The organism is Sporosarcina saromensis (genome assembly GCF_054901285.1).
This window is the reverse complement of record NZ_CM142738.1, coordinates 2,010,767-2,037,608: the sequence shown is the minus strand read 5'-3', so window position 1 is coordinate 2,037,608 and position 26,842 is coordinate 2,010,767. Positions and strand designations below refer to the sequence as shown.

Below are 26,842 nucleotides of genomic sequence, written 5' to 3'. Positions count from 1 at the left end.
TTTAAATTTATTCGTATACTAAGCTGTTTACTATGCTACGCAATAGTATAAAACTTTTCTTAAACAATAGAACATCAAACCTCAAAAGCAATAAAAGCCCCTTCATCGTTGTAATCTGTAATCTGCACAACCCTGTCGGAAAAGTTCTTCACGCTCTCACAAGCTTGGCCAAGAACGAGTGATAGCACTTGGAAGCCTTTCTCCTCTTTCGCCTGTCGGAACGAAGTTAAAAAGGATTCGTCCACTTCGTCCTCTCCGTCCGTTACCAAAATTAGATCTGCCGATCGAAATCGGCTTGCTTTCATGACAGTCACCGCTTCTTCGAGTACGCACGAAAAATTTGTTCCTCCCCCTAAATAGGTTTTCGTCAACTTCACCATTTCAGGAACTTTCACTTTTCCCTTTTTATAGATGAACATGCGTGTCGTAGTTGAAAATAACAAGATACAGAAATCACGACGTTGCTGCTTTGCAATCGCCAAAAGTGCTAAACTGAATCCTTTCGAAGGTGCGTCAAGACCACTCATACTGTCAGATTGGTCTAAGCAGAGCACAATCGGACCTCTCCCTAACACTTCCCTACCTTGTTGTTCATATTGCAACGTTTGTCCTTCGGCTAACCGGCGCAAAAAATCCGTTTTTGTTAACGGGTGTGAATAATAACTGTATTCGATCGGTACTAACGCATCTATTGCGTTGCCGATTGTCACGCCGCTCTTTTCAACAGATTCAAGCGTTGTAGTTCGTTGTTTTGTCCGAGCAATTTGTTTGAACCGGCCGGCCCACTCAGCAATCTCCTTTAACTGTTTATTCTCCATCATTTTATCCGCTATTATGAACTGGTGAGGTAAAGGGACTTTCTTCAATGACGCTTCCCCATCACCCGACTTTAAGCCACCCAACAATGATTGCAGTTGGAATTTTAGCCACTTCGATTCTTGCATGACTGCCGCAATCATGTCGTTAAAGTGATTACTATTTTCATCGACAGAACGGTCAACTGCTACTTCTATTCCATGCAACTCTCGATCATCCAACCTCTCCCACTCACAACGTGAATTATTAGGTACAAACATTCTATCGAAGTCTTTATCTGCATCCCTTAACTCCGTAAGCCAGCGATTAATCATCTCTCCAAATTTTATTGCACCGATTGCAGAAACAAAATCATCCAGTCTAGTGACACGCCGAAATGACACAAACTGTTCATGCGCCATTATTTGCTGGATGAAGTGCAAATTTAGCTGTAATCGACTATCAATTTCCCCCTTTCTAATCTCAGGTTTCATTTTATACAAACACGCCCACACATCACCGAGTAATGCTCTAAACAATGGATAGTCCGTTTCGTGTTCGAGTTGGTAAAGACGATCAGACATATTAAAAATCTCTTGAAAACGTCTACGGTCAAATGCATCGGTATTGACGACTGACAGGTTGTCCATTCACGCAAGACTCTCCTTACAATTTGTAGTTCATTGACGACATATTTTGTTTAAATTCTCTCACCTTTGCTGAAGCATCAAAATAGAGCGGTTCCAACAAAAACGTAAGTACTTCTTCGTGCATCAATTGTACTTTTGATAAAAGTTGTTCAATTGCTTCTTCGCGAGTGTGGTGCGTTTCTTTTAACTTCATCAAATCCGCCATCAGCGCTTTTAATTTCTGAGATGCTTCCACTCCTGCGTCCACACAATGTTGTTGAAGTACAATTGTAAACAATTCAACTGCTTCTGCTTGAATACTATCCAACTTCCGAATGACAGCATCTTCAGCGTGTCTACGAACAATAATAGAAGTGGCCTCTTTTTGATCGTGCGTTTCCCATAAAACATTTTCCAAAATGACAAGGTCATCCGTATGCACGACGCCTCTTTGCTCCAACAACGCTTTTGCTTGTAAAATCCGTAATGATTTTTTAAAACGACGATCTGACGGCCGAATGCCTTCATCGCTTAGTTCTTGTCGTATTTTTACAAGCGCTTCATAAATATCATTATGGATAATTACTTTCTCCGTAAGCTCTTGGTAATCATGCAACTCCTCTAGTGTTATCGTTGGTACTTCTTTCAGTTGCTCATCTTGTTTCATCATTGCAAGGAAATTGGTTTGCTCTTTTATGTAATCCACCTCATAGCGCAATAGAAACCGATCAAAAAGAGCATCTAACCCTTCTCCCTCTTCAGGGTATTCATTCGATGCACCAATGACAGAGAATAGAGGGACTTTCATGGGTTGATCTCCATTATAGAAAAGCCTTTCGTTCATCAAAGTAAGTAAACTGTTCAAGACCGCACTATTAGCCTTAAATAATTCATCTAGAAAAGCAACATTCGCTTCCGGCATTTTCTTGCTTGTATTGCGTTTATATAGACCAATTTCCAAATCTTTTAATGATAATGGGCCAAATAATTCCTCAGGGGTACTAAATTTCGTCAATTGCCATTGAAACAATGTTGCCCCTTCAATACTTTTTATCAGCTCATCTATCATTGCAGATTTTGCTGTACCCGCCGGACCAATCAACAACATATGCTGACGAGCCAGTAGAGAAATTAACATCCCCTCAATTTCTTTTTCTCGCTCAACAAATCGCATATTTAAACTTGCCTTTATCGCTATCAGTTTTTGAAGTTCTTTCAAGTCATCCCCTCCTATTGGTGTCATTCATTTTACTCATAACATACTTCTATCTTTTCCAAACCATTCATTTGCTAATCGAAAACAAAACAGGTCATCTTTATCTCTCGAATTTTCTACACAAAAAAACTTGTGGAACATTGAATAAATCCAATGACCCACAAGCAGACTCGCCTTAATACATATCATTAAAATAATTATTAATTTTACTTCCAATCTCATCCCTTACACGTTGAAAGAAAGCCCATTTCTCTTCATCGGTTCCTTCAGCTTTTGCAGGATCATCGAATCCCCAATGTAACCGTTCGACATGTGGAGGTGTTAATGGACATTTGTCCGCAGCATCCCCACATAATGTGATAATTAAAGTAGCATTGTTTAAAATTTGCGGATCAATGATATCCGATGTTTGGTTGGTTATGTCAATCCCGACTTCACTCATTGCTTTCACCGCGTTCGGATTCACTCCATGTGCCTCAATGCCTGCACTATAGACATCCCATTCGTCACCTAAATACTTTCTCCCCCACCCTTCTGCCATCTGGCTTCGGCATGAGTTACCTGTACATAGAAAATACAAGCTTTTTTTCGCCATTCCATTCCACCCTTTCCATTAGATAATGAGTAGCCATAGATACAGTCCAACGAGCGTGATCAATAATGTTGGAATCGTCAAGATGATGCCAACTTTGAAATACGTCCCCCAGCTAATTTTAACGCCTTTTTGCGCTAGTACATGCAACCAGAGCAAGGTTGCAAGTGAGCCGATTGGCGTAATTTTTGGCCCCAGATCAGAACCAATGACATTGGCATAAATTAGCGCTTCCCGAATGGGCCCTGTCGTTGTTGTTTCCGCAATTGCCAATGCGTCAATCATAACAGTCGGCATATTATTCATAATGGATGACAAAAATGCAGCAATGAAGCCCATCGCAATCGTCGCACTAAATAATCCTTGATCGGCTGCAAGTTGTAGTACATCCGCCAAAACCGTCGTCAATCCTGCATTTTTTAATCCGTACACCACGACATACATTCCAATCGAGAAAAAGACAATGGCCCAAGGTGCACCTTTCAACACTTGTGTAGTCTGGACTGCCGAGCTTCTTTTTGCCATAAGTAAGAAGAAAATCGCAACAATCCCCGCGATGAAGGATACCGGTATACCGATGAATTCACTTGAGAAGTAGCCAACAAGTAGCACACCTAAGACATACCAAGACAGACGAAACATCTTTGCATCCTTAATCGCTTCTTTCGGTCGTTTCAACTGCGCCATGTCATAGTTTCCAGGAATACTTTTTCTGAAAAACAAATAGAGAACAATAATACTTGCAACTAACGAAAATAGATTAGGCACAATCATCCGAGATGCATATTCCACAAATCCAATACCGAAGAAGTCTGCTGAGACGATATTGACTAAGTTACTAACAACAAGTGGTAGAGACGTCGTATCGGCAATAAAACCACTAGCGATAATAAAAGGAAAAATCATTTTCTCGCTAAATTTCAAGTTACGCACCATCGCTAATACAATTGGTGTCAGTATTAATGCTGCACCATCATTCGCAAACAATGCAGCAACAATTGCACCCAAAATGCTGACATAGACAAACATCCGTAAGCCGCTCCCTTTGGCAATACGCGCCATATGTAAAGCAGACCATTCAAAAAATCCAATTTCATCCAAAATCAATGAAATAATGATGATAGCAATAAAAGCAAGCGTTGCATTCCAAACAATCCCTGTTACATCAATGACATCCCCAAAATCGACAACACCAAACAATAGCGCAACAACGGCTCCTATACAGGCCGACCAACCAATCGAAAGATTTTTAGGCTGCCAAATAACAAAAACTAACGTAACAATAAAAATCAATGAAGCCATAATAACTGGATACAAACTTTATTTCCTCCCTACTCGCATATAATGCGTAATCCTTGTGTTTCTAGCGCTGCTATCGATTCATCCTGTTCGGGCAGATAAGCAAGGATACTCTGAATGAAAGGATAATCTTCATGCTCTGTATTAATGGAGTAAAAAATCCACTGCCCTTTTCGTTCTTCCTTTACCAATTCAATATCTCTCAACTTACGCAAGTGTTGACTAACTGCCGGCTGACTCATGTTAAAAATTGCTACAAATTCACACACACAGCAATCATGTGTTTGAAGTAATTTCATCATGGTTAACCGGGTTTTATCTCCCAATAACTTCAACAATTGTGAAGCACGTTGAAACTCAATGACTTCTCCCCTATCCATCGTTCTCTCCCCTTCCTCATTAACATCATATAATTATATGCTTATATACGCAAGGGGTTTTTTGTTAAGCTTTGTAAACAGCTTAATCAACACATCGATTTCTCTCAATTGCATTTCCATGAAACACAGACATACTAGATGCATAAGAAAGCCGCTTACCTGATTTGTAAGCGGCTTTCGTTTAAAAAAATGCAGCGATAAAAATTATGACAATCGCAGCAGGTGCGATGAATCGCACGATGAACTTCCATGCGCTATGCAGGAAAGGATGCATACGCAATTCATCTTTCGTTTGTGCCGAAGTTAACACGTGTCCAGCAAAAATTGAAATGAGAAGTGCACCAATTGGCAATCCGAAGCGACTTGTCAACATATCCGCAAAATCAAAGAACGTTCCGCCTGGTAATTGAATATCAGCCAACAGACCAAATGATAAAGCGCTTGGAATGCCGACGATAAAAATAAGAATTCCAAACAACCAAGCTGCTTGTTTTCTCCGGCTGTATTTGCTACGAATACCAGTCGACACAACAATTTCCAACATAGAAATCGAAGACGTTAACGTGGCAAAAAGCATTAATACAAAAAAGATAATCAAAAAAAATGCCCCAAAAGGAATTTCATTGAATATTGCTGGCAATATGACGAAAATAAGTCCAGGGCCTTCTGCAGGTGATTGTCCGAGTGCAAACACTGCAGGGAAAATGACAATTCCTGCTAATAACGAAATAACAATGTTAAGGATGGATACATTAAAAGCAGATTGGCCAAGTCGTTCTTCTTTTGATAAATAAGATGCATACGTCATCATTGCAGTTACCCCTACACTCAAAGAAAAGAAGGCTTGACCGAGTGCCATTAGTAATGTCTTTCCATTTAAATAGGACCAATCAGGTACAAAAAGAAAACGAACTCCTTCCATTGCCCCTTCAAGCGTCAATGATCGAATCGCTAAGACGATGAAGAATATGAACAATAACGGCATCATCCAGCTGCTAGCACGTTCTATCCCACCTTTTATGCCACTTTGGACTATCCAAATTGTCAACATCATGAAGACTGCTTGTGCGATGAGCACTTCAACTGGATTGGCAATAATCGTATTAAAAAGGTTACTGTAATCCGTCAAATCCAGCTTAAACAACAATGCCCTGCCTAAATACGAAAGAATCCAACCGCCTACAACACTATAAAAAGACAACAGGATAAAGGAAGAACCTAGTCCCATCCAACCAATCCAATGCCATTTACTTTTCGGAGCAAGCTTTGATAGTGAAGTGACCGCATCACTTTGCCCTCTTCTTCCAATGACAAATTCAGCAAGTAAGATCGGCAATCCAATTGCTAATGTACAAAAAATAAATAGTAACACAAATACACTTCCGCCATTCATTCCAGCCATATACGGAAACTTCCATATTGCACCAAGTCCGATAGCACTTCCCGCTGCCGCTAATATGAATCCAATTTTGGACGTCCATTGTTCACGTTGTTTCATCTAATCACTCACTTCATTCCCAGTGAACCACTGAATTTTGTATTAGTATACCGTACCAACATAGGAATCAGTACTATTTTTATTATTTCGGAAATAAAGCGCTTCTGGTTTGTCTATCTAAAAGAAGGGAATTCTACAGTACGAGGAGGTAGTAAAATGGAACTTTTGAAAGTGAATGGCCGCTTGGATCGTAAACGGGTTGCTGTTGGCATATTGTTGCCAATCATCGGTGGCTCCATTACGGGTTGGCTCGCCAATCGGAACGCACAAGAGAAGTATAAAAGACTTGAAAAGCCTTCATTTTCTCCACCACCGGCTGTCTTTCCGATTGCATGGACAACCTTATATGGCATGATGGGGCTGGCAAAATATCGCGTTGAACGAAGAAGAGATCGGTTACAAAGAACCGACAAGCATTCCCTCATATGAAATTCAACTAGGGTTGAACTATTTGTGGTCTTTTCTGTTTTTCAAATGGGGATTGCGGGGAACTGCCCTCATAGAAATGACAATTTTATTAGCAACGATTGCCTTGACGACCTATGAATTTTATCAAGTGGACAACACTGCTGGTACGTTGATGATTCCTTATATCGGATGGGTTGTCTTTGCGTTAGGTTTAAATTATGCAACGTGGAAATTAAATAAGTGAATGCTAAAAATCCCTTGCATAAAGTTACGCAAGGGATTTTTTAGCTTAAGTAAATTGAATGTCTTGTGGCGGTTGGCCTTTTTTATTCATGAGACGCATCGATTCAGGCGTCACTTTCAAGATAATTAAGTCAGGATCATCAGGACCTGAAAACCAAGGTTTCATATGCTCGTTCCACACTTTTTCTCTCAAGCTTTCGTCGTCAGAAATCTTTACAGTGCCCATAATCTCAAGGAATGCATCGTCATAGCCTTCTCCGTTATAACCGATGAGAATATGCGTGTTTGGGTTCGCTTCCAACTCCTCCACTTTGTCCGTCTGTTTCGATGTCGCTGTGTACAGAGTGAAATCCTCATTGAAAAATGTCATATACCGACTGAATGGCTTATTTCCTTTGACGGTCGCCATTGTCCCGACTAAACTTTCATCTAAAATCTTTCTTGCTGTCGCTTTTGCATCCATTTTCACTCACTCCTTTTATGTCTCTCCTCTAACTCTTCCTATATTGGGCAAAAACTAAACATCGACAGACCTACTCGTAGAATAAGGAAAAATTTCTCATTGATATTTAAACGCATGTTGCGTATTATATACGTATGAGCTGCATTGTTCGTATACACATTAAGTTTTAACCTTTAAGCTGTAAAAGGGAGTTTATATAAGAACAGGAATGGCAGGCCCGGTTCAATTATCAATCGGGACATACAGGAATGTTTTTGCGAACACCCACTTTGAGGAGTGGTGGTTTAAAACTTTCTATGAAACCTATACGGCAAAGGCGGCTTTTTAAAACCAAATGAGCAACCACCATCCTTTTTAGGGTGGTGGTTTTTTGTTGTAAAATAATTGGGGTTAAAATTGTTTTAGTTGCTGATAAAAGCTGTAGGTCAATGCCCCATCGTTCATTTTCTAATGAACATGATTCTTCCATACTTTATCTAACTTCCTCGCCGCCATACTCTTAGCAATCCTTTATTTTGAGATGAACCATTACCAATATTCCCCGATAAGGTAGTTCTCCGTAAAACAGATTACGGTACACATTCCATCTCTTTCGGTAGCATATGTGCAACCTCAAAAAGAAAGTATGTCATCTCATTTGAAAACGGCACTTAACTTCAAGCTCAGTTTTCCGGTATGTATAACCGCATAAAGAAATAACCATTCTCCATGACGTCTGTCATCTCAAAGCCCGCCTTACTCCAAAACCTTTGAGCAACGCTATTTTCACGTTCAACTGGTAAAGAAATTCTACTTGCGTTGCACTCTTTACACAGGTATTCAACACAAAGCTTAGCAGCAGCCGCACCATAACCTTGTGCTTGAAAATCGCTATCGATCATGAAATTAATGATTTGAGGGTTATTTTCGCCTATATACATTAGAACATAGCCCACCATCACATCACCGGCATAAATCGCAAAGGGACGAGAAGCATCGTAAAACACCCACGCCTCCGCTAAAGACCACGCTACAGAATCTACAAAGTCATCATTAGTAACTGATGCACGTAAATTCAAACACTCCTCGTAATTATCTTCATTAATTGCTCTTAATTCTACCAACATTGATCAAAGTTTCTCCCCTTTTTTATTGCAATAAGATTTTACATATCAAACTAATTGGCTCTATTGATGGAATAGCGCAATTCATGGTTTGAGAATTGCTCCGGATTGTTGAACACAAGTTAAACAATACTCTTAAACTAAACTGTCCCGTTAAATGAACAAGAAAAATGAGCATTCTAAGCTACTCATTGATCTTCAAGTAAAGCACCCATTATTTTTAAAAAATAAAGGAATTGGAGTAGCAATCCCTTTATCAGCAACGAAAATAGTATATTTTTTACGTTATGTTTAAAATTCCCTTACCGGTTTCCGTATTTATAGGCAATGATGAATGTTCATGAGCTATGACCCAAGATTCATTCACTTTTTTTAATCCAAATGTGAACCTATTTGTCAGTTGACGAAGTTTCTCACCGGATTCTTCTTGGTAAGCTGCATAATTTATAGCACAACGAACAATTGCGAGATATGAATCTTCTTCAACTACTATTTCATTAAACTCAGCTTTAAGTAGAACGCCATCATCGCTCAATCCATTAAACCACTTCAACACATTTTCCTCCCATGAAGAAATACCCTTGCTCTCCCAGTTCTCCCAGCAATCATAAATATGCACTTCAGGAGCATACATGGATAAGAACTTCCCAACATCTTTTTCGTAAACTGCTGTTTTGTAATTTTCAAGAACGTCTAATACTTTTAAAAATCCATTAGTCATTAAGCGCATCCCCTTTACTGAGTTCGAAGTAATAAGCATGTTTTACTATTATTCAATACTATAAACGACATTTTTTCCCTTCTTCTACCAACCTACTTCTTTAGTTGAATAAGAACAAGCTACTCTTCCCTGATTCTTACTCATTTAATTCGCTCCCGTTAATAGGAAAACCTCCTAAAATCGTTAAATATAACAAACGCCTCATCCGATAAAGGACAGGGCACTTTTTACAGTCATCCTATTAATTTCATTGTCCGCGCTTGCCACCAGTTAATGCAGCACTAGCAATTGATGTTGCTAAAAAGATTGCCTGGTCAATTGGTTTGTTAAATGGGCAGCAAGATACGATTATTGATTAAAATTGGTCAGCTTACAAAAGTTATTTCACAGTCCAATTTGCGATTAATTATTCCACCTCCTCAACACTTTGCGATAATCCACTCGTCCATTACTATCTAGTTGAATGCCCTCATATGGACTATCTTCTGGTTCATAGACAGCATGGAATCGATGATTTAAGAAGAATATTGCATGCATCGATTTCAGTATTTCTTCAATTTCAAAGTACTTTATCCAGCGAATAGATTCCTCCTGAGACAATCTAATTTCCCTAACCTTCTCATCAATTTTTTTCTTTGTGCGATCATCTACTGTTGGATAAATTGTAAAATGTGATGACTGTATCGTTGCAAGCAGAGATAATAGCCGATCTTCCCCTAACAATATCCCGCAAACAAAAAGGTCATATTTCGCCAAATTTTCACTTGAACTTAAGTGTGATGCCTCAACTAGGTCAATTGTCGATTCAATGCCCATTGTATGAAGCTGTGCTTGTAAATGCTTGGCAGCTCTTAAATGATTAGCGCCTGGACGGATTTGCTGAGCAGCGATTCGTAAAGCAGGGCCTTTGTACGTGAAATCGTTGCTGCTAAACACTGTTTCCGAGTGACATTGCTCTGATCGCTTCCAGATAAAACTTGTTGCAACTGTTTCTTTGTCCAGTCCTTCATTTCGAATAGCTCCTGGTAGAAGCCTCTCACAAATAGTTCTCCGCAAAGTTTGTTGGCGAATGGGACCCTCTTTTATACAGTTAAACGAAATATAACTTGCCCCATCTTCTACTCGTTTCACTTGCCTCCACGTAGCATCTGGTGCATCTAATAAAAATGGATGGCCCGCTTCCACCTTATATTGAGCAGGTGTTTTAATGATATCTACTTGATCTAACCACGGACGTTCCGAGAAATAGGATTGATTCACTTCAAGTCGAATTAGGTTTTCGTCATGCACTGTCAACTTATAGGGACCACTGCCAATCGGAAAGACTTTAAACTTCTCCGGATTGTCTGTCACAATCTCAACTGGCACGATGGACGCTTTTGTACTTGCTAGACTTCGAGGAAAGAGATAGTCTACTTCCTTTAACATAAATTGGATTACTGTCCGATTACAGATAATTATCTTGTCTATCGTTCTAAACAAATCCTTTTCATCCATTAACCTAGAAAACGTCGATTGGACATCTGTACTCGTAAGCCCTCTTCCATGATGAAACGTAATACCTTTATGTAAATAAAATGTCCAAAGCTTTCCATCTTCTGATTCCCAATGGCGAGCAATACTTGACGTTAATTGCTCCGAAACTGCATCGTATTCCACAAGTCGATCAAATACTTGCTGAACCATATGTGCATCGTGACGTGATGTCGTCCATAAGGGGTCCATGATTAGGCTCGTTTCATAGAATGGATAGCGCAATACATCTACTTCATAAGCATCTTTCTCCCTTTTGTGCGTTAACCCTACATGATTAGAAAACCATTTACGAAACTCCTCTTGCTCTACACGCCCCAGCGATTCCATTAGCTTGAATGCCTCACGATATTGTTGAACTTCTACTCTTTTCTTTGCTTGTATGAGTAGAACAGTATTTCTTGACATTTTGACGGTCAATCTAGGCTTTTTCCCTCTGCCCCTTTGTGTTTGCCACTCAATAACACCATCATTTTGTAGCGATTGCATAATCGTTTTTACATGTCTCTCTGAGCAATTCAAAATACCTGCAAGCGCAGAAATTGATGTCTCTGTTTCATCGTCTTCTAGAAAATGGCCCGTCAATTCGAGTAAGTACTCAACGTATTTCATATGTATCTACTTCCTTTCGCATGGCGTCCATACATGTAACTGTTAAAAGGTGAACAACGAAATTTCTAGTGGTCACTTTTTATGCACCTTTTACTATTCTACACTTACAATAAGCGTTTGAAAAATTTGGAGGGGGTACTATGAAGGCTGCAGTTTTACAACGTCCGTTATGGAGAAACAGAAACTTCCTGTTTTTGTGGGGAGGGTCTACACTTTCGAGCTTTGGCATGCAAATGTATAGCATTGCAATACCATTACTCATTTACGATTTAAGCAAATCTGCATTATCAATGAGTATGATGCGGGCGATTGAATTTTTCCCTAATATTTTTTTAGGTATGCTCGCTGGAGCGCTCGTTGATCGGCTAAACCGAAAGAAGATGATGGTTTGGACCAGTTTTATACAAGTCCTTTCGATGTGCGGCATCATTGCTTTGTTGCTTGCAAATCATATTGAACTTTGGCATTTATATGTATTTGGATTTGTCTTATCATCGGCTGGTTATACGTTTGGTAATGCCAATCATTCAGTTCTTCCGCAAATTGTGACGAAGGAGCAACTTACGTCAGCTAACGCAACACTTTCATTTATCGACACATTGATTCGGATGATCGGTCCAGGAATTGCTGGCATACTGCTAGCTGTTTTTTCCTATACATCTACACTTACCATTTACTTGATTTGTATTGTCATCATGCATGTATGTATGCATTTCTTACACGTTCCACCCGTTGTGAAACAAAAAGAGACTTCAAATTCCATTTGGAAAGACATGAAAGAAGGAATCGATGAGCTTTTTAGCAATAAAACATTGTTAACACCAACGATTACCGTGCTTTTTAGTAACTTTGCATCCAGTCTCGTCATCGGTGTACTCATCTTTTTTGCTACCGATCAAATTGGTGCAGATTCAAAACAAGTCGGTTTCATGTTCACTCTTTCAGCAATCGGGGGGCTCATTGGCGCAAGTGTGATTAGCAGCATTCGAAAACGGTTCGGTAGAGGTGTCATCTATACATACTCCTTACTTTTTGATATTGCATCGATGGGGTTACTTATTTTCGCACAAACGTGGTGGGCGATTGGTCTTTCGTTAGGAATCCGGACGTTCTCAACGACACTGTCCAATATTGTCTACTTTACAATTCGACAAGAATTCACGCCAAATCACTTATTAGGTCGGGTTGCAGGAACGTCCTCCATGCTCATGAAGTTAACGTTACCATTCGGTCTTTTCATAGCCGGTTTATGGGCGGAGTGGTTACCAATTCGTGTACTATTTGTTATTTCCATGTGCATATTCATCGTTCTGTTTTTACGCTTGTTCTTTCATCCTTTTAGGAAATTAACGTAACGAAACGGTCTGCCAACGATTCTAGGCAGACCGTTTTACATCATTTAATAATCTTGAGCAATTGTTTAAATGCAGGATCATCCGCTCGCTCCATCAATTCATAGAGCGCCATTTCAACACTTGTGACTTGTACCCCTAACGCCGCCATCTTTCGTAATCCTACTTCTTTGTTTTCATTCGTACGTGACGACACAGCATCTTCTACTACTTGAACGTCATATCCATTTAATTGTAAATCTACTGCCGTTTGATAGACACATATATGAGTTTCGATACCCGCAATGAGAACTTGATTGCGGTTCAGTAATTGTAGCTGCTCTTTAAATGTATCTGTTTTAAAAGCACTGAATGTCATTTTCGAAATAGGTGTGTTCCCTTCCAACAGGCAAGCGATCTTTTCATTTGTTGGCCCCAAACCGTCCGGATATTGCTCGAGCCATAATGTCGGTATTCCTAGTACTTGTAAGCCTTGAATGAGCTTGCGCAAATTTGTGAGCATCTTCACACTTTCATGAACAATCTCAGACAGTTTTCCTTGTACATCTACTAACACAAAAACAGTTTGTTCTCTCTTATTCATTCTCCTTAATCCCCTTTCCCAACTACCACTAGTACCTTCTATCATAATGATAAATCACTATAATGCAAATCATCCGACAATCCATTAAACTGCATTCTTACGGGATTACAGTATAATAGATGCATAGATAGATGATGAGGAGGATGTTAGATGAATACACACTTAAAATGGACGCTTAATCGTTTCCATACCAAAGATCTTGCTATGGATGAAGCACTATCCCAATTTAACGATCAACAAATCCGTTCGATTTACCAGTTCCAACAGTCGCACCCCTCTTACACAAAGACGGCACTCGTTTCACTCCAAGATCTAGCTAAACATTTAGGAATCGCCCAATTACATGTAAAAGACGAATCGAATCGGTTTGGCTTGAACGCATTTAAAGTAATGGGAGGCATTTATGCGATGGGCAACTACATCGCTCAAGCATTGAATAAAGACATTTCTACACTGTCATTTTCAGATTTAACGTCTTCTGCTGTCCGCGAACAACTTGGCGAGTTGACATTCATTTCAGCAACTGACGGCAATCACGGAAGGGGTGTCGCATGGACTGCGAAAGAGCTAGGTCATCGTTCAGTCATTTATTTACCAAAAGGAGCTTCCCAGCAACGGTTGCAGGCCATTCAAGCTGAAGGGTCAGAAGCGTACATAACTGATATGAATTATGATGATACGGTTCGTATGTGTGCTCAACTTGCTGAAGAGAATGGTTGGGTACTCGTACAAGATACAGGTTGGGAAGGTTACGAGGAAATTCCATTATGGATCATGCAAGGGTATGCAACCATTGCATATGAAATGATTGAGGAGCTACCAGAACCTCCTACACATTTGATTTTACAAGCGGGAGTCGGTTCTTTTGCAGCGTCCATTGCTGCGGCAATGATGAATGCCTACCCAACTAATCCACCAAAGATTTTAGTCGTTGAACCAGCCGCAGCTGATTGCTATTTCCGTTCGTTGACGACACATGACGGCCACATTGAACATGTGACTGGCGATCTAGCGACAATTATGGCTGGTTTGTCATGTGGTGAACCAAATACACATGCTTATGAACTATTGAAAAAGGCCGCTACTGCCTCGTTTTCCTGCGTTGACAGTTTAGCCGCTCTTGGTATGCGTGTATTAGGCAATCCGATTGGAAACGACCCGCGTATCATTTCAGGAGAATCAGGCGCGATACCGATGGGATTACTGTATTACTTACGAACAACTGACGAAGGTAAAGCAATTTGTGATGCGTTAGCTATTAACAATGAGTCTCGATTACTCTTCGTCAGTACGGAAGGAAATACGGATGCCCAGCATTATTTGGATGTAGTTTGGAAAGGCTATCACCCTTCACATTTGGAATCGTACTAAACAAAGTAAAAAGGAATGAGCAAATGATCAAACGTCTTGTCATAACAGGATACAAAGCACATGAGTTAGGCATTTTCAATGATAAGCACGAGGGGATTGCCATCATTAAGAAAGCATTGGAAAGCCGAATGATTCCCCTACTGGAAAGTGGACTTGAATGGGTCATCATTAGCGGACAGCCTGGCGTTGAAACGTGGGCAGCTGAAACGGTCATTGACTTGCAAGACGATTTTCCTGAACTACAGCTAGCTGTTATCACACCATTCGAAGAGCAGGAGAAAAACTGGAACGATGCGAAAAAACAAGCGTATGAATTCATCCTCGCACATGCGGATTACACAGTCAGTTTGACAAAACGCCCCTATGAAGCACCTTGGCAATTCATCGAGCGGGATAAATTCCTATTACGCAATTCAGATGCCATTTTAATTGTTTACGACGAAGAAAATGATGGCTCGCCGAAGTTCATGAAAAAGATGGCGGTCAGTTATGCAGAGAAAAGCGATTATGAGGTGCTGACGATTGCAGCGGATGATCTTCAGTTAATTGCCGAAGATATGCAGCGACAAGATTGGGAGTAAGAAGGGTTATCAATGGTTATAAAACCGTTAGTACTGCTTGATTCATATTTCTAGCGTAAACAATGTAATTGTATTAACTATGATATACGTACTATCATTCATCAGACAACATGTGCAAAACATAAAAGGAGTTCAAACTATGACAGAGTTTTGGGAATCAAGCTTTACTGAGAACCAATTGATGTGGGGATTTGAACCATCAGAAGCCGCCATCCTAACAAAGAATCTCTTTGTTGAAAAGAATGTTGTGGATGTATTAATTCCCGGTTTTGGCTACGGCAGAAATGCAAAGATATTTACAGACAACGGCATCAATGTAACAGGGATAGAAATTTCAAAAACAGCGATTGAATTAGCAAGACAACATGGCGTGACGAACAGAATTTTCCACGGGTCCGTAACTGAAATGCCCTTTGACGACAAACTTTACGATGGGGTATTTTGTTATGCACTCATTCATTTATTGAACAAACAAGATCGGGAAAAGCTTATACAAGAATGTTATCATTCTTTAAAGCCAAACGGTTATATGGTTTTCACCACGATTTCAAAGGAAGCTCCGATGTATGGTAAAGGGAAAAAACTCGGAGAAGACTATTATGAACTAATGGAAGGATTGCGGATGTTCTTTTATGACACAGACTCCATTACTCAAGAATTCAAAAATTACGGTTTGATCGAGCAAACTACACTAATTGAACCAAATAAGAATCATACAGATAAGCCACCATTTACATTTACGATGATTACATGCCAAAAATTAAAGTAGGCTTGTCAGTATTCGAAAATTGATGGTAAAGAAAAACAGCTATCTCCAGTACCTTTCTCTGGAGAATAGCTGTTTCCCTTTTATTGCTGATGCTTTTCCAAAAAATCAAGCATAAGCGAATACACCTTAATCTCATTTTCTTTCTTAGAGAATCCGTGTCCTTCATCATCCAAAACAAGGTATTCAACATCTCTGCCTTTTTCTTGTAATTTGGCAACGATTTGATCCGATTCCTCTTTAACGACACGTGGATCTTTTGCACCTTGTATAACGAGCATTGGTTTCGTCATTCCGTCTAAATACGTAACAGGTGAATCTTTGATGAAACGTTCTTTATCACGTTCAGGGTCACCTAACCACCGTTCCATAATTGGCTTCCAGTGCGGAGGGACTGAATTGACAAACGTGAATAGATCTGATGGTCCAAAAATATCAACTACAGCTTTAAAGCGCTCTGCATGGCGTCCGTGTAAAAGCAATGCCATGTAACCACCATAACTACCACCGACAAGGAAAAGACGATCACTATCCGTAATGCCGTTATCAACGAGCCAGTCTATTCCTGCTAGGCAATCAAGGCGAGGACCTTCTCCCCAATCTTGTTCGACCATCTTTGTAAATGCAGAACCATAGCCTGTGCTTCCTCGGAAATTTGGCGCAAAAATTGTATAGCCACGATGTAAGAAACATTGGAACATTGAACGGAACATCTTACGCTCGGACGCTTGTGGACCGCCATGTGGCCAAAAGATTGTAAAACCATTGTCATTTTCAGGCTTCGCTTTAAATAACAATGCTTCAATTTCCATACCGTCAAATGATTTGTACGAAACGACATCCGGTTCAACCATACCTTCTTCGCTCACACCAAGTACTCGATTTTCCGTCAGACGACTCCACACTTTCCCGTCGATAGACGAATAAATATTTTGCGGCACCGTTGCACTTCTTCCTAATACATAGATATTTCCGGCCTTTGTATAGTGAATCTGATCAATCACATCGACAGGGAGCTTGCACTCTTCAATAGAAGCAGTGATGAGCGAATAGCGATAGAGCTGATCAGTTACACCTTTCGTCGTTAAGAAATACAAATCGTTCTTCTCTTTATTCCACTTAATCGTTTGGATGCTTTCCCCTTCGACCTCTAACACTTTTGTAAAGGTCTTCGAGGATAACTCAAATTTCGCGATATACTTGTGATCACTTTCATAATCAGTCACAAAATGAATCGTGTCATTGTCTGTAAAAACTGCGTCATACGCAACATGTACTTGTTGATGATCAGGCGTTAAATGAAATGTATCTTCACCGAGTTTCACAAAACTGACGACATACGTATTCGCAAACGCTTGGGAATAAACAAATGCCTTCTCATCATCCGACACAGCAGCAAGCTCAGTCGGTGACACTTCTCCAATGTGAATCAGTGTATCTACATCCGTCTCCAAGTTACGCATATGTGTATTCAAGTACGACGGATTATCTTCTGAAGTGACATAATAGATGCGTTTTCCATCTTCACTTAAATGACTAAAATAATATTTCTCATTCGGTTCGCCCGTTATTAATGGATGGGGTAAGCCACCTTCAAATGGAATCGCATAGATTTGGTAATTTTCATCGCCATCTTTATCAAACCCAGCAAGTACATAGTCATTTGCTGGTCCAAATTTTATAAAGTTGCAAGATTCATCTCGTTGAGCAAATAAATACGGATACGAGCTAGGAAGATCCATTGCCCACAAATTCATCTTTCCGTTCAAGTTGGTATTGAAAATCAATTTCGTTTCGTCACTGTTAAGCGCAAAATTGGTTATGGCATACGTTCTAAAAAACTGTTCCACTGTCGGTTGTGCAAATACGACCATTGTTTCATCCCCTTTTTAGGTACTTTCCTACATGCAACTAAGTATAGCATTATCTTAATCTACTTTTCACTTTTTAGAGAATAGCGTAATAATTTACGCCTTAATTATAAATAGCAATTGCAAATTATTTATAACGAGTTTTAGTAAATACTAACAAATTGAAAAAGCTGTCCTTCATCACGGGGACAGCTCTCTCATCAAACACTATCAAGTTGTTTCTCCACTAATTCTCCAATAAACGGCAGTTTATAAAACTTCCCTTGATACGCTTGCACCATCATGAAAATCACTAACGCAAAAGCAAGTGGTCCTAACAACAAGTTTGCAACCCAACCGATAATTGGAATAAATCCTAAAACAACACTTGCTAAAAAGACAGCTATTGTCAGAAAGATGGACTGCAATGCATGAAAACGGATGAATCGGTTCTCTTTTTCGATAAATAAAAAGACAATCCCGATAATGAAAATATAACTAAGCATTCCTCCTACATTTTCAGTCAACCCAATAGATGTTTTTTTCTCTGCTTCTGCAGATGCAGGTAATAACTCTGTTTTTGGTTCTGTTTGTTCTCTAGACTCTCTTTCTTCTGTCGACAAATCCTTCCCTCCCCTTCTACATACTATATTGACGTAGAGAGAGAATGATACCGAATTTCATCAGCTTTCTTGGTCAGAATCGTTCATTTTGATTCTGTTTTTCTACTACTCAGGAACGAAATACTGTTGTCAATTTTTTCAGAGATGAAATGTGTGCGTTCGTACAATATCGAACGAAAGTAATCTAGCTGCCTCAAGATTTTATCAATCAATCCTTCTTGATTGTCTAATCGCTCAACAATTCTAGATTGAACGGTTTTTTGTTCTTGTAGGCTTGTTGCAAATTGATTTTGCTTTTCTATTTGTTCGTCCATCTTACTCAACATCACTTCTTGGTCCTCATCAAGCTTGTTTAACCGACTCATTAGTTGTTCATTCGAATAAGTCAACGTTTCAATTTGATGAACGAGTTCGTCATGTACTGAACTTTTTTGTTGCAATACATCTTGAAGATTTATATTTTGCCGTTGTAATTGCTCTATCGCTTGAAGAGCATCTTGTTCGAATTGGAATTGTTGTTCCTGATTGTCCAACACTTCATCTATTCGCATCCTCGTCGTCGTCCACCGGTCTGTTTGAAGGCGATGCTGTTTGCCAACCTTTTTTTCAATTGCTTGTTGTTGATTTTTCATCGCTTCCAGTACGTTTTTCTGCTCTTTTAAAAGCTCTGACAAGGAATCAGACCGATAGGATTGTTGATTGGATTCGTCAGATGGACGGCTGCCTGCCAGAAGATATTGGTGATGTGTCTTATTGATAAATAGCCCCATTTCATTCAACCTCCTTGTCTTCTCATTTCTGTATGATATGTCGAAAATCTTCATTCCGTCCGGCTATCGGCAACCAAGACAAAACCGCTCCTCATATGAGGAACGGTTTATAAGTGTCCTTATTTCTCAAATACTTGATGTAGAATTTTTCTTGGTTCTACATTAATTAAATTTTTGTTAATACAATTCGTTGGTTTTTCTTTTAATGAACTTGCAAAAGAATTGGCAAGTTCAGCCTCACCGACGACATAGATCTCTTTCCATTTTAATTCTTTCCTCATCTTCTCAACAATCTCGCCCATTTCTTTATAAAAACGTTCTAAGTTTTCTTTTAAGCGCTGATCCAAATCATCGGAATGGCTGCCACCAGTTCCTCTTTGATAGGATGAATTTAACCCTTTCTGCTCTCTCCATACTTCTAATCCTGAATCGAACGCATACGACTTCTCGCCATTTACAAAGCCCATTGATGTGTCCAGGATGCGCACTTCACCAAAGCTTGGTAATACAATTCCCGCTTCAGGATATGCTTTTAACATATATTCCATTTCTTCAACGACCGGATGGTCTTCCCAATGAAAACTCGTCTTCACTTGTACTTGAACATAATGAACAGACCACAGTTCAGGGTCATCAGCAGCAAAAATTACGACGCCTTTGTTTAAGTCGTTTTGATTGTCTTCAATTTCTTTCATCACTTTGTCTTTCAATTTTTTATACGCTTTTATTTCCTTTTCATCTTGAGAGGCTTCCAAATACTCGGTGATCCGCTTCAATCCATTTTTCAAATGAATTCTCCAGGCACCGTTTTGTTGCTCCGGGTCAGCAGGGTTTGTGTTCAAATAAACACTCAACACACAACGTGAATCGCACTTAAATTCTTTAAGTTTTTTCAATTCTTCACTTAGTGACATGTATCCCGAACCTCCTTAAAAGTATGCTCTTTTGTAGCATACCCCAACGACGATATCATAAAACGAAAGCAAGCACTTGTGGATTTTATTCCATGGAAAAAGGATGCCAATATGATTTACATCTAGTTATCCTTCCATACAGCCGGCAATCATCTAAGCATAAAAAACGATTTCCAAAGCCATATTATATTGTACACGACTTATGAAAGGAGCTGTTAGACGTGGGAAAAGACGAGCACAAAACGGGAGGAAACAACGCAAGTTCCTTGCCACAGACACCTAAAAATCAAAAGATCAAACCGAAAGATATGCAAGAGGAAATCGCAAAGGAATTTGCAGAATTACGCCAAGACAGAAGGAAGAAAAAACAAGTTAGATGGCCATAAGGAAAAACAACCCCGCACTTCTATTTGCTATGGAAGTGCGGGGTTTACGTGTACTATTTGACAACCGTCTCAGCTGGTGTAAATGCTTCCCACTCGTTATATTCTGTTAGGATGGATGTAATAAACCAATACTCTAAAAAAGGTTCTAAATTCTTCTCCACGGTTATCATCTTCTGTCCTCCACCAAAGTCTCCATAGGATGCGAATAAATCATATACTACAGTATATCGCATTTGCGTTTCGCTAAGCTTTTCTACGTTGGTGAAACGAAAATTACTAACTGAAGGACTAGACTGACCTGTTATCCAATGAGTTTCCTCAAATTTACTTCTTGATTGTTTGCGGAGCGCTGGGGACAACATCGCATATTGAACAGCACCACTACGATTATTCACACCTAATATCCATAACTCAATAGCTTGTTTTGGCTCGTTTACCATCAAACCATTCAAAAAAGACATTAATTGGCTTTCTATAGGTGTGAGTTGTTTACCTTCAGTAATTTTCTCCTCAAAAGAAGGAGGAACGTTTGTTTTCGCATTTATTGATTCATCATGCAAGCCACAAAATCCTATACTAAACAAAACCACAAGAAGAAATTTCCTTTTCACCGATTTCAACACCCAATATTGTATTTGGGTTTATTATCTCCAGTTTAGGAAAAACAATGCCCCTTATACGAAAAATGCAATCTACCTTATTCGTTCATCCTCCTTAAAACGAACCAAAATCCAATCCTTCTGATTCAATAACAATTGCTTTCATTCCCTGATCTGAAGTCGTTTCGTGACCTTCCCCTTTTTCCCATAAAACAACATCCCCTACTACGACCTTTACTTTTTCATCTTCTCCGGAACGGACCCAACCTTCCCCATCGAGGATGATGAGCAGTTGTGGAACTGTTGCATCATGGTAACCTACGATTCCCCCTTCATCCAGCTGCATCATTCCGACATGAGCGTTCTTATCGGTCATAAGGATTTTTCTCATGATGAAATTAGAGTCGTATTGGCTAATGCTTTTCCCTTGTATTTCATCTAATCGAATAATCTTCACCTTTCATGCCTCCTTGACTAGCAGCGTATTGGTTAATAATCGGAAAATCAGGTGGGCTAATTTTTGTAGGAAGATTTTCGATTGGAAAGAATCTCAAGTCCAACACTTCCAGCTCTTCCTTCTTTACTTCCCCTTCATAATCTTTACAAACAAAAGTTGCAACGACATTGTATACTTCATCACCATGAGGATATTTATAGTAGAATTTTTCACCAGAGAAAATATTAAATAATGTTAATTCATTAGCTACTAAATTAGTCTCTTCGAAGAGTTCACGTCTTGCAACTTCTTCTAAGGATTCACCGAGGTCCATTGATCCTCCAGGTAAACCCCAACATTTATTATCCGCTCGTAATTGTAAAAGCAATCGATTTTCCTCATCCACTACCAATACATTGGCTCCTACCATAATAATAGGATGTGTACCGATGAGTTCTCTGAGTTTACTAACATAGCCCAAGTGAATCCCCCTAATGATGGTTAATAATATATATATAGTAATACTGACATCTATAATATAAGTCCGTATTTTACACAAATTAATACAGTAAAAAGTGGTAATACCATCATTCTGTCTTAAGATTGTTTTCCTACTGTCCAACTACAAAATCAGTTGATTCAGCTGTTGGTTAGACTTTCGTCACGTTGTCGATTTTTAAATGAAGGGCTTAACTCGCTCCACACGTCATATTGATTGCCATCTAGGTCTTGAAAGACAAAATTGCGGCCGGCATGCCCTCTATTTTCAATCTCACCTACTGTTACATCAGATTCAATGAAATGTTCACGTAAACTTTCTAACGCTTGTAAACCATCTACTTCAAAAGTAAGTGAAAAACGCTCGTTCCCTTTCTCATCATAGAAGTTCGCCGTTTCGTTTTCTTTTGACTTTACGAGGAAGAAACTTTGATCGGCTAAGTTTAATATCGCCTTATCTTCATCCCGATAATTTAACTGCGCATCCAGTTTTTCTACATACCACTGGGCTGCTTTCTCCACATCTTTTACCGGAATATATGTCGTACCTACTCTTTCTAACTTTGGACTCATACCCATACCTCCACTCATTTTTTTACGTCAATCAATGTAAATCTTTCACAGACAAGGAGCATATCCTCCGAATACGACCGATGGACTTCTTTTAATTCTTGTTTGAAAAAGCGAACGTGTGCGGCTTTCCATTCTTCATAGGTTCCTTCACCTTCCGCCAATGCAAATTCTTCAGTCACTTCATTCATCGGAACGATTTCAACGTTCACAGTTTTTATGATTGCAACGGGTTCTTCTTGACTGTTTAGAATTACACTGTAATCCTCAGTTGTAGGAAGTGGTTCATTTTCTAATTCATACAGAATATATGCTGAGCATGTTGCTGTTTTTTTCTGGTCAATGACTAACTGTGCAAGCTCATCAGGTGTATCTCCGAACATCCAGGCACTTACAGATGCTGGTGGTTCTTTGTCACCCCAATAGCTTTCCCAGTAGGTCTTTGCTGCTTCATTCATGATTGCTTCCCCTCACTTTTCACTTTCAGCTACTCGTTTTACACGTTCGACAAATTCGACAACGACTTTATCGTTTGCAAACATCAAGAATAATTTCACAAACCATTTTAACGGATCATTTGTTGCTGTATAAATTAATTTCGTTTGCTCTTCATTCAACTTGATTAATTGATAGCGAGCTGTAATGTCAAACATATTAGCAAGCGCAAAACCTACTTTCAGCTTTTTCTCATTAGGAGAATCTATATACTCCAACGTTTTTACTTCATACTCCATGACACGTTTGCCTTCCCGATATTTTTGTAAATACACACTGCCAACTACCTCTTCGGTAATCAAAACCGGGTCATTTGAAACCACTTGTGGCATGATTTTTTGCATATTCTCTAAAGAACCGTCCAAGTACTTCCATACATGTTCGATCGGTGCATCAATTTCAATTTCCTTTGTCCATTGTTTCATATTCATTCTCCTCGTATGTTCTTTGTCATTTAGCAACTACACGTAAAGACGAATAATGTTTCAACAGAAATTCATCCAATATCGCTTGATGACTTTTCACAATTCCTTCAGGAAATTCATTGGGATAAAAATAATGGAAAGCGAACGACTCAGTTTCATCAACGACGACGTCCCCTTTTGCATGCTCTGCATAATAGGCAGTCGTTACGACATAGAATTCATCACCATTTGCCGCTTTTATGAAGTGCTCGGGTCCAGAGTAGACATTGATTAATGTTAGTTCCTCCACCTGTAAACGTGTTTCTTCATACAATTCACGTTTTGCAACATCCTCCGTCGATTCACCTAGTTCCATTAATCCTCCTGGAATGCCCCAAGCGCCTTCTGGAAATTTTCTTTGCTGCAATAAAATTCTCCCTACTTTATCGACCACAACTACGACCGATCCAACAAAAATGAGCGGTCGGTGTCCTACAATGCTCCGCAAGTCTTCTATGTATCCCATGACGGCCTCCTCTTAATGTGTTCGGCGTGGTGAAATGAGCTGTACATATGTATTACTTTGTGCCGGTTTAATAACAATCGGCTTCATAGCACCATTAAATTGTATTTCAACAAACTCCTCTTTAATTCCTCTTAACGCTTCTACTAAATACTTGCCATCAAGCGTGATTTCGAATGAATCCAGCCCCACCATATGTACAACCTTCTGTCGTTCTTCAATCATGCCCATTTCTGTAGAACTTGAAGAAATACTAATGGTTGTTCGATCACAAAGCTTCAATAACACATTGTTATGTTTTAACTCTCTCGAGAAAACGCAAGCCCGATCTACACCATTTTGTAAAGCTTTTCGATGTAATGTAATAGAGGACATATAACCTGTTGGAATTAACCCTTGTGTTACTGGATAGTTGCCTTCAATTAATACCGAAACCAGTTTCGTATGCTCAGTTTCCATTACAAGTAAGTTACCTTCTTGAAGTATGCTAAGGATCGTAGCGTCAGCCTCCTTCAAATTTATAACCTCCAGCATGCTTGCAGCAGGTACAACAAATGCTTTATTTAATTCGGATGGTATTGGCAGCTCACAGCGAGACATTCGATTCGAATCGGTCGCAAAACAAATCAGTTTGCCCTTTTCAAATTCCATCCTTACACCTGTAAGAACAGGTTTAACATCATTTTTTGAAACAGCAAAGATCGTTTGTTGAATTGCTTCTTTTATTGTTCCAAGTGGTAACTCAACGGATTGTTGAGCATGGACTTCCGGTAACTTTGGGTATTCTTCAGCACAAAATCCTGGAATCTTCATGACTACCTCATCGGATTGAATACGTATCGCATTATTCAGGTCAGCTTGAACATGAACGTTCCCCGGCAGCTTTTTTAGTATTTCATTAATGAATTTCGACTGAACGACAACACTCCCCTCTTCAATGACTTCAACTACTTTTTCACCATTGAGCTCAAGTGGGATTGTCTTTTCAATGAATATCTCTGAATTGCCACCGGTTAGTTTTAATCCATTTTTACTTGCCACAATTTTAATGCCTGAAAGAATCGGAATTACACTTCTAGCTATGCAAACTTTATGAAGTTCAGAAACAACTGTCGATACTATCGAATGATCTACGTTAAAATTCACGGACATATTCCTCCTTACTTACCATGCCAAACACTTCAAGCTTGTTCCATCTAGCCTTCCAGTTTTTCTTTATCACTCGATCTTTGTAAATCTCCATTTGTTCCTCGCTTTGAGTAAAGTACGGTGTTGGCTTCACCTGACAGTTCACGACATCTTCAATACCATGAGGTGCCGCCAAGACAACTTTTCCATGATTATTCAGTTTAACCCCAAGCGCTGTAGCAGTTTCCGGAAACTTGGAGATTGCATCTATAGATGATTCATAGGGTGGAATTCTATTGACAATATGCATTCTTGCTTGATTTTTCACCGACCATGGGAGATGAGGTTGAAGGTGAAGCAATGTCTGTTCATATTCTTTTTCAAGTTCAACACTTTGCACCGTGGAATCGAAGTAAATTACATCAATATCAGGCAAGAGGGTTCTTTTACTAAATCCGTGTAACACATCCCATACTTTTGCTCGTACAAATCCTGCGCATATCCACCAATCCGGTAGATTGAGTGACTGCGCACTTTTTAATATATCCAACATCCATTCGTCTTCTTGTATGAGTTGAATGAGTGACTCATTGGTGATCATCTTAAAACAACTCCACTAAAACGATTAATTTTATAACTAATCAACTCATGGAGCACCTCGAAACCTGCAGCTTGATACAATTTCAGAGCTTGCTCGTTTGCACTTTCTACGCAAAGTGAAATTTCTTCAATGGTGTCATGTTGAAACAACTCTTGCATCGCAAAGGTTAGTAGCTTTGTACCGAGGCCTTGTTTGCGAAAGTCATTGGAAATAGCAATGTATTCAATCGAACCTTCATGATGTGTTGGTTGTGCTTCCACGTAGACATAGCCTTGCATTTTTCCGTCACTCGTACGAGCAATGAACAATTTATGGGTATCACTTAGGCGATTAATTATTTGCTCTGCATTAAAGTATGTAGACGGAAATTCACGTTCATGAAGTTCCTTGAAATCTTGATAATCTTTCGACATGTAAAGCTGGATCCCACTGCCATCTACATCACGTTTGTCACTTTTCTTTGCAAGTAGAATTGAATGGTGACCATTTTCAACTCCTCCGTGTGCCAAAGCAAACTGTTGTCCAAAACGATTTTCTTTGGAGAGGAAAAAATAAAAGTTTGATAGTTGCAAACCGGAAAATTCAAGTACTTTACGCCACAACTCTTCAGCTACACTAGACTGGTCCGCTACGTCACTAATAAACGGACCCCATACTTCAGCACTTAGGTCCTCCTCGTCGATATCCAGCCCGATTGCACCAACAATGCGATCATGTTGATAAGCGACTGCAAAGGATTGATCTACGTCCAAATCCGAAAAATCGGTTGAAATCGTATCGTAAATCTCTTCCTTCACATTTCCACAATAGCCGACGTGTTTTGTTTGATCTGTGTTCATCTCTTCTAGAAAAGCTGCTAGCGCTTGCCTATTACGAGGTGGTGTAATGAGGATATTCATC

General features: G+C 39.5%; 33 protein-coding genes. 7 read left to right on the top strand and 26 right to left on the bottom strand.

Features of this window, described 5'->3' with window-relative positions:
* Nucleotides 1-74 precede the first annotated feature (74 nt).
* The 6 genes from ACVHUV_RS10205 to ACVHUV_RS10180 form a co-directional block, all read right to left on the bottom strand.
* Nucleotides 75-1,445 (bottom strand): vWA domain-containing protein, encoded by a 1,371-nt coding sequence (locus ACVHUV_RS10205; protein ID WP_462084529.1) that lies wholly within the window; start codon nucleotides 1,443-1,445, stop codon nucleotides 75-77.
* 16 nt (nucleotides 1,446-1,461) lie between these two features.
* Entirely contained in the window at nucleotides 1,462-2,643 is a 1,182-nt protein-coding gene (locus ACVHUV_RS10200) for an AAA family ATPase (RefSeq protein WP_462084528.1), read from the bottom strand.
* A gap of 172 nt (nucleotides 2,644-2,815) precedes the next feature.
* Complete coding sequence (gene arsC, locus ACVHUV_RS10195; RefSeq protein ID WP_317941844.1) at nucleotides 2,816-3,235, bottom strand: arsenate reductase (thioredoxin); 420 nt, start codon at nucleotides 3,233-3,235, stop codon at nucleotides 2,816-2,818.
* Between the two features lie 18 nt (nucleotides 3,236-3,253).
* Complete coding sequence (locus tag ACVHUV_RS10190) at nucleotides 3,254-4,534, bottom strand: arsenic transporter (protein WP_462086893.1); 1,281 nt, start codon at nucleotides 4,532-4,534, stop codon at nucleotides 3,254-3,256.
* Nucleotides 4,535-4,563: 29 nt separating this feature from the next.
* Complete coding sequence (locus tag ACVHUV_RS10185; protein ID WP_317941846.1) at nucleotides 4,564-4,911, bottom strand: ArsR/SmtB family transcription factor; 348 nt, start codon at nucleotides 4,909-4,911, stop codon at nucleotides 4,564-4,566.
* A 181-nt stretch (nucleotides 4,912-5,092) separates the two neighbouring features.
* Nucleotides 5,093-6,409, bottom strand: a complete 1,317-nt coding sequence (locus tag ACVHUV_RS10180) for a sodium-dependent transporter (RefSeq protein ID WP_462084527.1) — start codon at nucleotides 6,407-6,409, stop codon at nucleotides 5,093-5,095.
* 156 nt (nucleotides 6,410-6,565) lie between these two features.
* Between ACVHUV_RS10180 and ACVHUV_RS10175 the strand changes: the two genes are divergently transcribed.
* Nucleotides 6,566-6,838 (top strand): TspO/MBR family protein, encoded by a 273-nt coding sequence (locus ACVHUV_RS10175; RefSeq protein ID WP_462084526.1) that lies wholly within the window; start codon nucleotides 6,566-6,568, stop codon nucleotides 6,836-6,838.
* Entirely contained in the window at nucleotides 6,786-7,061 is a 276-nt protein-coding gene (locus ACVHUV_RS10170; RefSeq protein WP_462084525.1) for a TspO/MBR family protein, read from the top strand. Before ACVHUV_RS10175 ends, ACVHUV_RS10170 begins: the two co-directional genes overlap by 53 nt.
* 45 nt (nucleotides 7,062-7,106) lie before the next feature.
* Here the strand turns inward: ACVHUV_RS10170 and ACVHUV_RS10165 are convergent, their stop codons facing one another.
* The 5 genes from ACVHUV_RS10165 to ACVHUV_RS10145 form a co-directional block, all read right to left on the bottom strand.
* Entirely contained in the window at nucleotides 7,107-7,523 is a 417-nt protein-coding gene (locus ACVHUV_RS10165; protein ID WP_371389787.1) for a pyridoxamine 5'-phosphate oxidase family protein, read from the bottom strand.
* A 229-nt stretch (nucleotides 7,524-7,752) separates the two neighbouring features.
* Nucleotides 7,753-7,992 (bottom strand): hypothetical protein, encoded by a 240-nt coding sequence (locus ACVHUV_RS10160; RefSeq protein WP_462084524.1) that lies wholly within the window; start codon nucleotides 7,990-7,992, stop codon nucleotides 7,753-7,755.
* 193 nt (nucleotides 7,993-8,185) lie between these two features.
* The gene (locus tag ACVHUV_RS10155; protein WP_462084523.1) at nucleotides 8,186-8,629 is read right to left on the bottom strand and encodes a GNAT family N-acetyltransferase; all 444 of its coding nucleotides are present in this window, start codon (nucleotides 8,627-8,629) and stop codon (nucleotides 8,186-8,188) included.
* 277 nt (nucleotides 8,630-8,906) lie between these two features.
* On the bottom strand, nucleotides 8,907-9,347 hold the full coding sequence (locus tag ACVHUV_RS10150) for a YybH family protein (protein ID WP_462084522.1): 441 nt from the start codon (nucleotides 9,345-9,347) through the stop codon (nucleotides 8,907-8,909).
* A gap of 402 nt (nucleotides 9,348-9,749) precedes the next feature.
* Complete coding sequence (locus tag ACVHUV_RS10145) at nucleotides 9,750-11,492, bottom strand: ABC transporter substrate-binding protein (RefSeq protein ID WP_462084521.1); 1,743 nt, start codon at nucleotides 11,490-11,492, stop codon at nucleotides 9,750-9,752.
* 140 nt (nucleotides 11,493-11,632) lie between these two features.
* On the opposite strand from ACVHUV_RS10145, the gene ACVHUV_RS10140 reads away from it, so the two are divergent.
* The gene (locus tag ACVHUV_RS10140; protein ID WP_462084520.1) at nucleotides 11,633-12,847 is read left to right on the top strand and encodes an MFS transporter; all 1,215 of its coding nucleotides are present in this window, start codon (nucleotides 11,633-11,635) and stop codon (nucleotides 12,845-12,847) included.
* A gap of 40 nt (nucleotides 12,848-12,887) precedes the next feature.
* Here ACVHUV_RS10140 and ACVHUV_RS10135 read toward each other — a convergent pair whose 3' ends face one another.
* Entirely contained in the window at nucleotides 12,888-13,427 is a 540-nt protein-coding gene (locus ACVHUV_RS10135; protein ID WP_462084519.1) for an isochorismatase family protein, read from the bottom strand.
* Nucleotides 13,428-13,577: 150 nt separating this feature from the next.
* Between ACVHUV_RS10135 and dpaL the strand changes: the two genes are divergently transcribed.
* From dpaL to ACVHUV_RS10120, 3 genes are all read left to right on the top strand, one after another.
* Nucleotides 13,578-14,798 (top strand): diaminopropionate ammonia-lyase, encoded by a 1,221-nt coding sequence (gene dpaL / locus ACVHUV_RS10130; protein ID WP_462084518.1) that lies wholly within the window; start codon nucleotides 13,578-13,580, stop codon nucleotides 14,796-14,798.
* A 23-nt stretch (nucleotides 14,799-14,821) separates the two neighbouring features.
* Entirely contained in the window at nucleotides 14,822-15,379 is a 558-nt protein-coding gene (locus ACVHUV_RS10125) for an SLOG family protein (RefSeq protein WP_462084517.1), read from the top strand.
* 139 nt (nucleotides 15,380-15,518) lie between these two features.
* Nucleotides 15,519-16,148, top strand: a complete 630-nt coding sequence (locus ACVHUV_RS10120) for a class I SAM-dependent methyltransferase (RefSeq protein ID WP_317941858.1) — start codon at nucleotides 15,519-15,521, stop codon at nucleotides 16,146-16,148.
* Nucleotides 16,149-16,228: 80 nt separating this feature from the next.
* Here the strand turns inward: ACVHUV_RS10120 and ACVHUV_RS10115 are convergent, their stop codons facing one another.
* The 4 genes from ACVHUV_RS10115 to ACVHUV_RS10100 form a co-directional block, all read right to left on the bottom strand.
* The gene (locus ACVHUV_RS10115; RefSeq protein WP_462084516.1) at nucleotides 16,229-18,019 is read right to left on the bottom strand and encodes a S9 family peptidase; all 1,791 of its coding nucleotides are present in this window, start codon (nucleotides 18,017-18,019) and stop codon (nucleotides 16,229-16,231) included.
* A gap of 197 nt (nucleotides 18,020-18,216) precedes the next feature.
* Nucleotides 18,217-18,618 carry a DUF4870 domain-containing protein gene (locus tag ACVHUV_RS10110; RefSeq protein WP_462084515.1) on the bottom strand — a complete coding sequence of 134 codons (402 nt, stop codon included), beginning with the start codon at nucleotides 18,616-18,618 and terminating at the stop codon, nucleotides 18,217-18,219.
* A gap of 83 nt (nucleotides 18,619-18,701) precedes the next feature.
* Nucleotides 18,702-19,388 carry a hypothetical protein gene (locus ACVHUV_RS10105; protein ID WP_462084514.1) on the bottom strand — a complete coding sequence of 229 codons (687 nt, stop codon included), beginning with the start codon at nucleotides 19,386-19,388 and terminating at the stop codon, nucleotides 18,702-18,704.
* Between the two features lie 119 nt (nucleotides 19,389-19,507).
* A complete protein-coding gene (locus ACVHUV_RS10100; protein ID WP_317941862.1) occupies nucleotides 19,508-20,302 on the bottom strand; it encodes a VLRF1 family aeRF1-type release factor in 795 nt (264 codons plus the stop codon).
* A gap of 221 nt (nucleotides 20,303-20,523) precedes the next feature.
* Here ACVHUV_RS10100 and ACVHUV_RS10095 point away from each other — a divergent pair, with 221 nt between their 5' ends.
* On the top strand, nucleotides 20,524-20,688 hold the full coding sequence (locus tag ACVHUV_RS10095) for a hypothetical protein (RefSeq protein ID WP_317941863.1): 165 nt from the start codon (nucleotides 20,524-20,526) through the stop codon (nucleotides 20,686-20,688).
* Nucleotides 20,689-20,741: 53 nt separating this feature from the next.
* On the opposite strand, the gene ACVHUV_RS10090 is transcribed toward ACVHUV_RS10095, so the two are convergent.
* The 10 genes from ACVHUV_RS10090 to ACVHUV_RS10045 form a co-directional block, all read right to left on the bottom strand.
* Nucleotides 20,742-21,299: a hypothetical protein gene (locus ACVHUV_RS10090; RefSeq protein WP_462084513.1), complete on the bottom strand. Its 558-nt coding sequence runs from the start codon at nucleotides 21,297-21,299 to the stop codon at nucleotides 20,742-20,744.
* Nucleotides 21,300-21,402: 103 nt separating this feature from the next.
* Nucleotides 21,403-21,744: a cupin gene (locus tag ACVHUV_RS10085; protein WP_371389775.1), complete on the bottom strand. Its 342-nt coding sequence runs from the start codon at nucleotides 21,742-21,744 to the stop codon at nucleotides 21,403-21,405.
* The gene (locus ACVHUV_RS10080; protein WP_462084512.1) at nucleotides 21,722-22,204 is read right to left on the bottom strand and encodes an NUDIX hydrolase; all 483 of its coding nucleotides are present in this window, start codon (nucleotides 22,202-22,204) and stop codon (nucleotides 21,722-21,724) included. The genes ACVHUV_RS10085 and ACVHUV_RS10080 overlap by 23 nt, the downstream gene beginning before the upstream one ends.
* A gap of 158 nt (nucleotides 22,205-22,362) precedes the next feature.
* Nucleotides 22,363-22,794 (bottom strand): VOC family protein, encoded by a 432-nt coding sequence (locus tag ACVHUV_RS10075; RefSeq protein WP_462084511.1) that lies wholly within the window; start codon nucleotides 22,792-22,794, stop codon nucleotides 22,363-22,365.
* Nucleotides 22,795-22,808: 14 nt separating this feature from the next.
* Nucleotides 22,809-23,249: an ASCH domain-containing protein gene (locus tag ACVHUV_RS10070; protein WP_462084510.1), complete on the bottom strand. Its 441-nt coding sequence runs from the start codon at nucleotides 23,247-23,249 to the stop codon at nucleotides 22,809-22,811.
* Between the two features lie 12 nt (nucleotides 23,250-23,261).
* Nucleotides 23,262-23,711 (bottom strand): SRPBCC family protein, encoded by a 450-nt coding sequence (locus ACVHUV_RS10065; protein WP_462084509.1) that lies wholly within the window; start codon nucleotides 23,709-23,711, stop codon nucleotides 23,262-23,264.
* Between the two features lie 25 nt (nucleotides 23,712-23,736).
* Complete coding sequence (locus ACVHUV_RS10060; RefSeq protein ID WP_317941867.1) at nucleotides 23,737-24,216, bottom strand: NUDIX hydrolase; 480 nt, start codon at nucleotides 24,214-24,216, stop codon at nucleotides 23,737-23,739.
* 12 nt (nucleotides 24,217-24,228) lie between these two features.
* Nucleotides 24,229-25,359 carry a DNA polymerase III subunit beta gene (gene dnaN / locus ACVHUV_RS10055; protein WP_462084508.1) on the bottom strand — a complete coding sequence of 377 codons (1,131 nt, stop codon included), beginning with the start codon at nucleotides 25,357-25,359 and terminating at the stop codon, nucleotides 24,229-24,231.
* A complete protein-coding gene (locus tag ACVHUV_RS10050; RefSeq protein ID WP_462084507.1) occupies nucleotides 25,349-25,942 on the bottom strand; it encodes a nucleotidyltransferase family protein in 594 nt (197 codons plus the stop codon). The genes dnaN and ACVHUV_RS10050 overlap by 11 nt, the downstream gene beginning before the upstream one ends.
* Complete coding sequence (locus ACVHUV_RS10045) at nucleotides 25,939-26,841, bottom strand: GNAT family N-acetyltransferase (protein WP_462084506.1); 903 nt, start codon at nucleotides 26,839-26,841, stop codon at nucleotides 25,939-25,941. The genes ACVHUV_RS10050 and ACVHUV_RS10045 overlap by 4 nt, the downstream gene beginning before the upstream one ends.
* Between the last annotated feature and the right edge of the window lies 1 nt (nucleotide 26,842).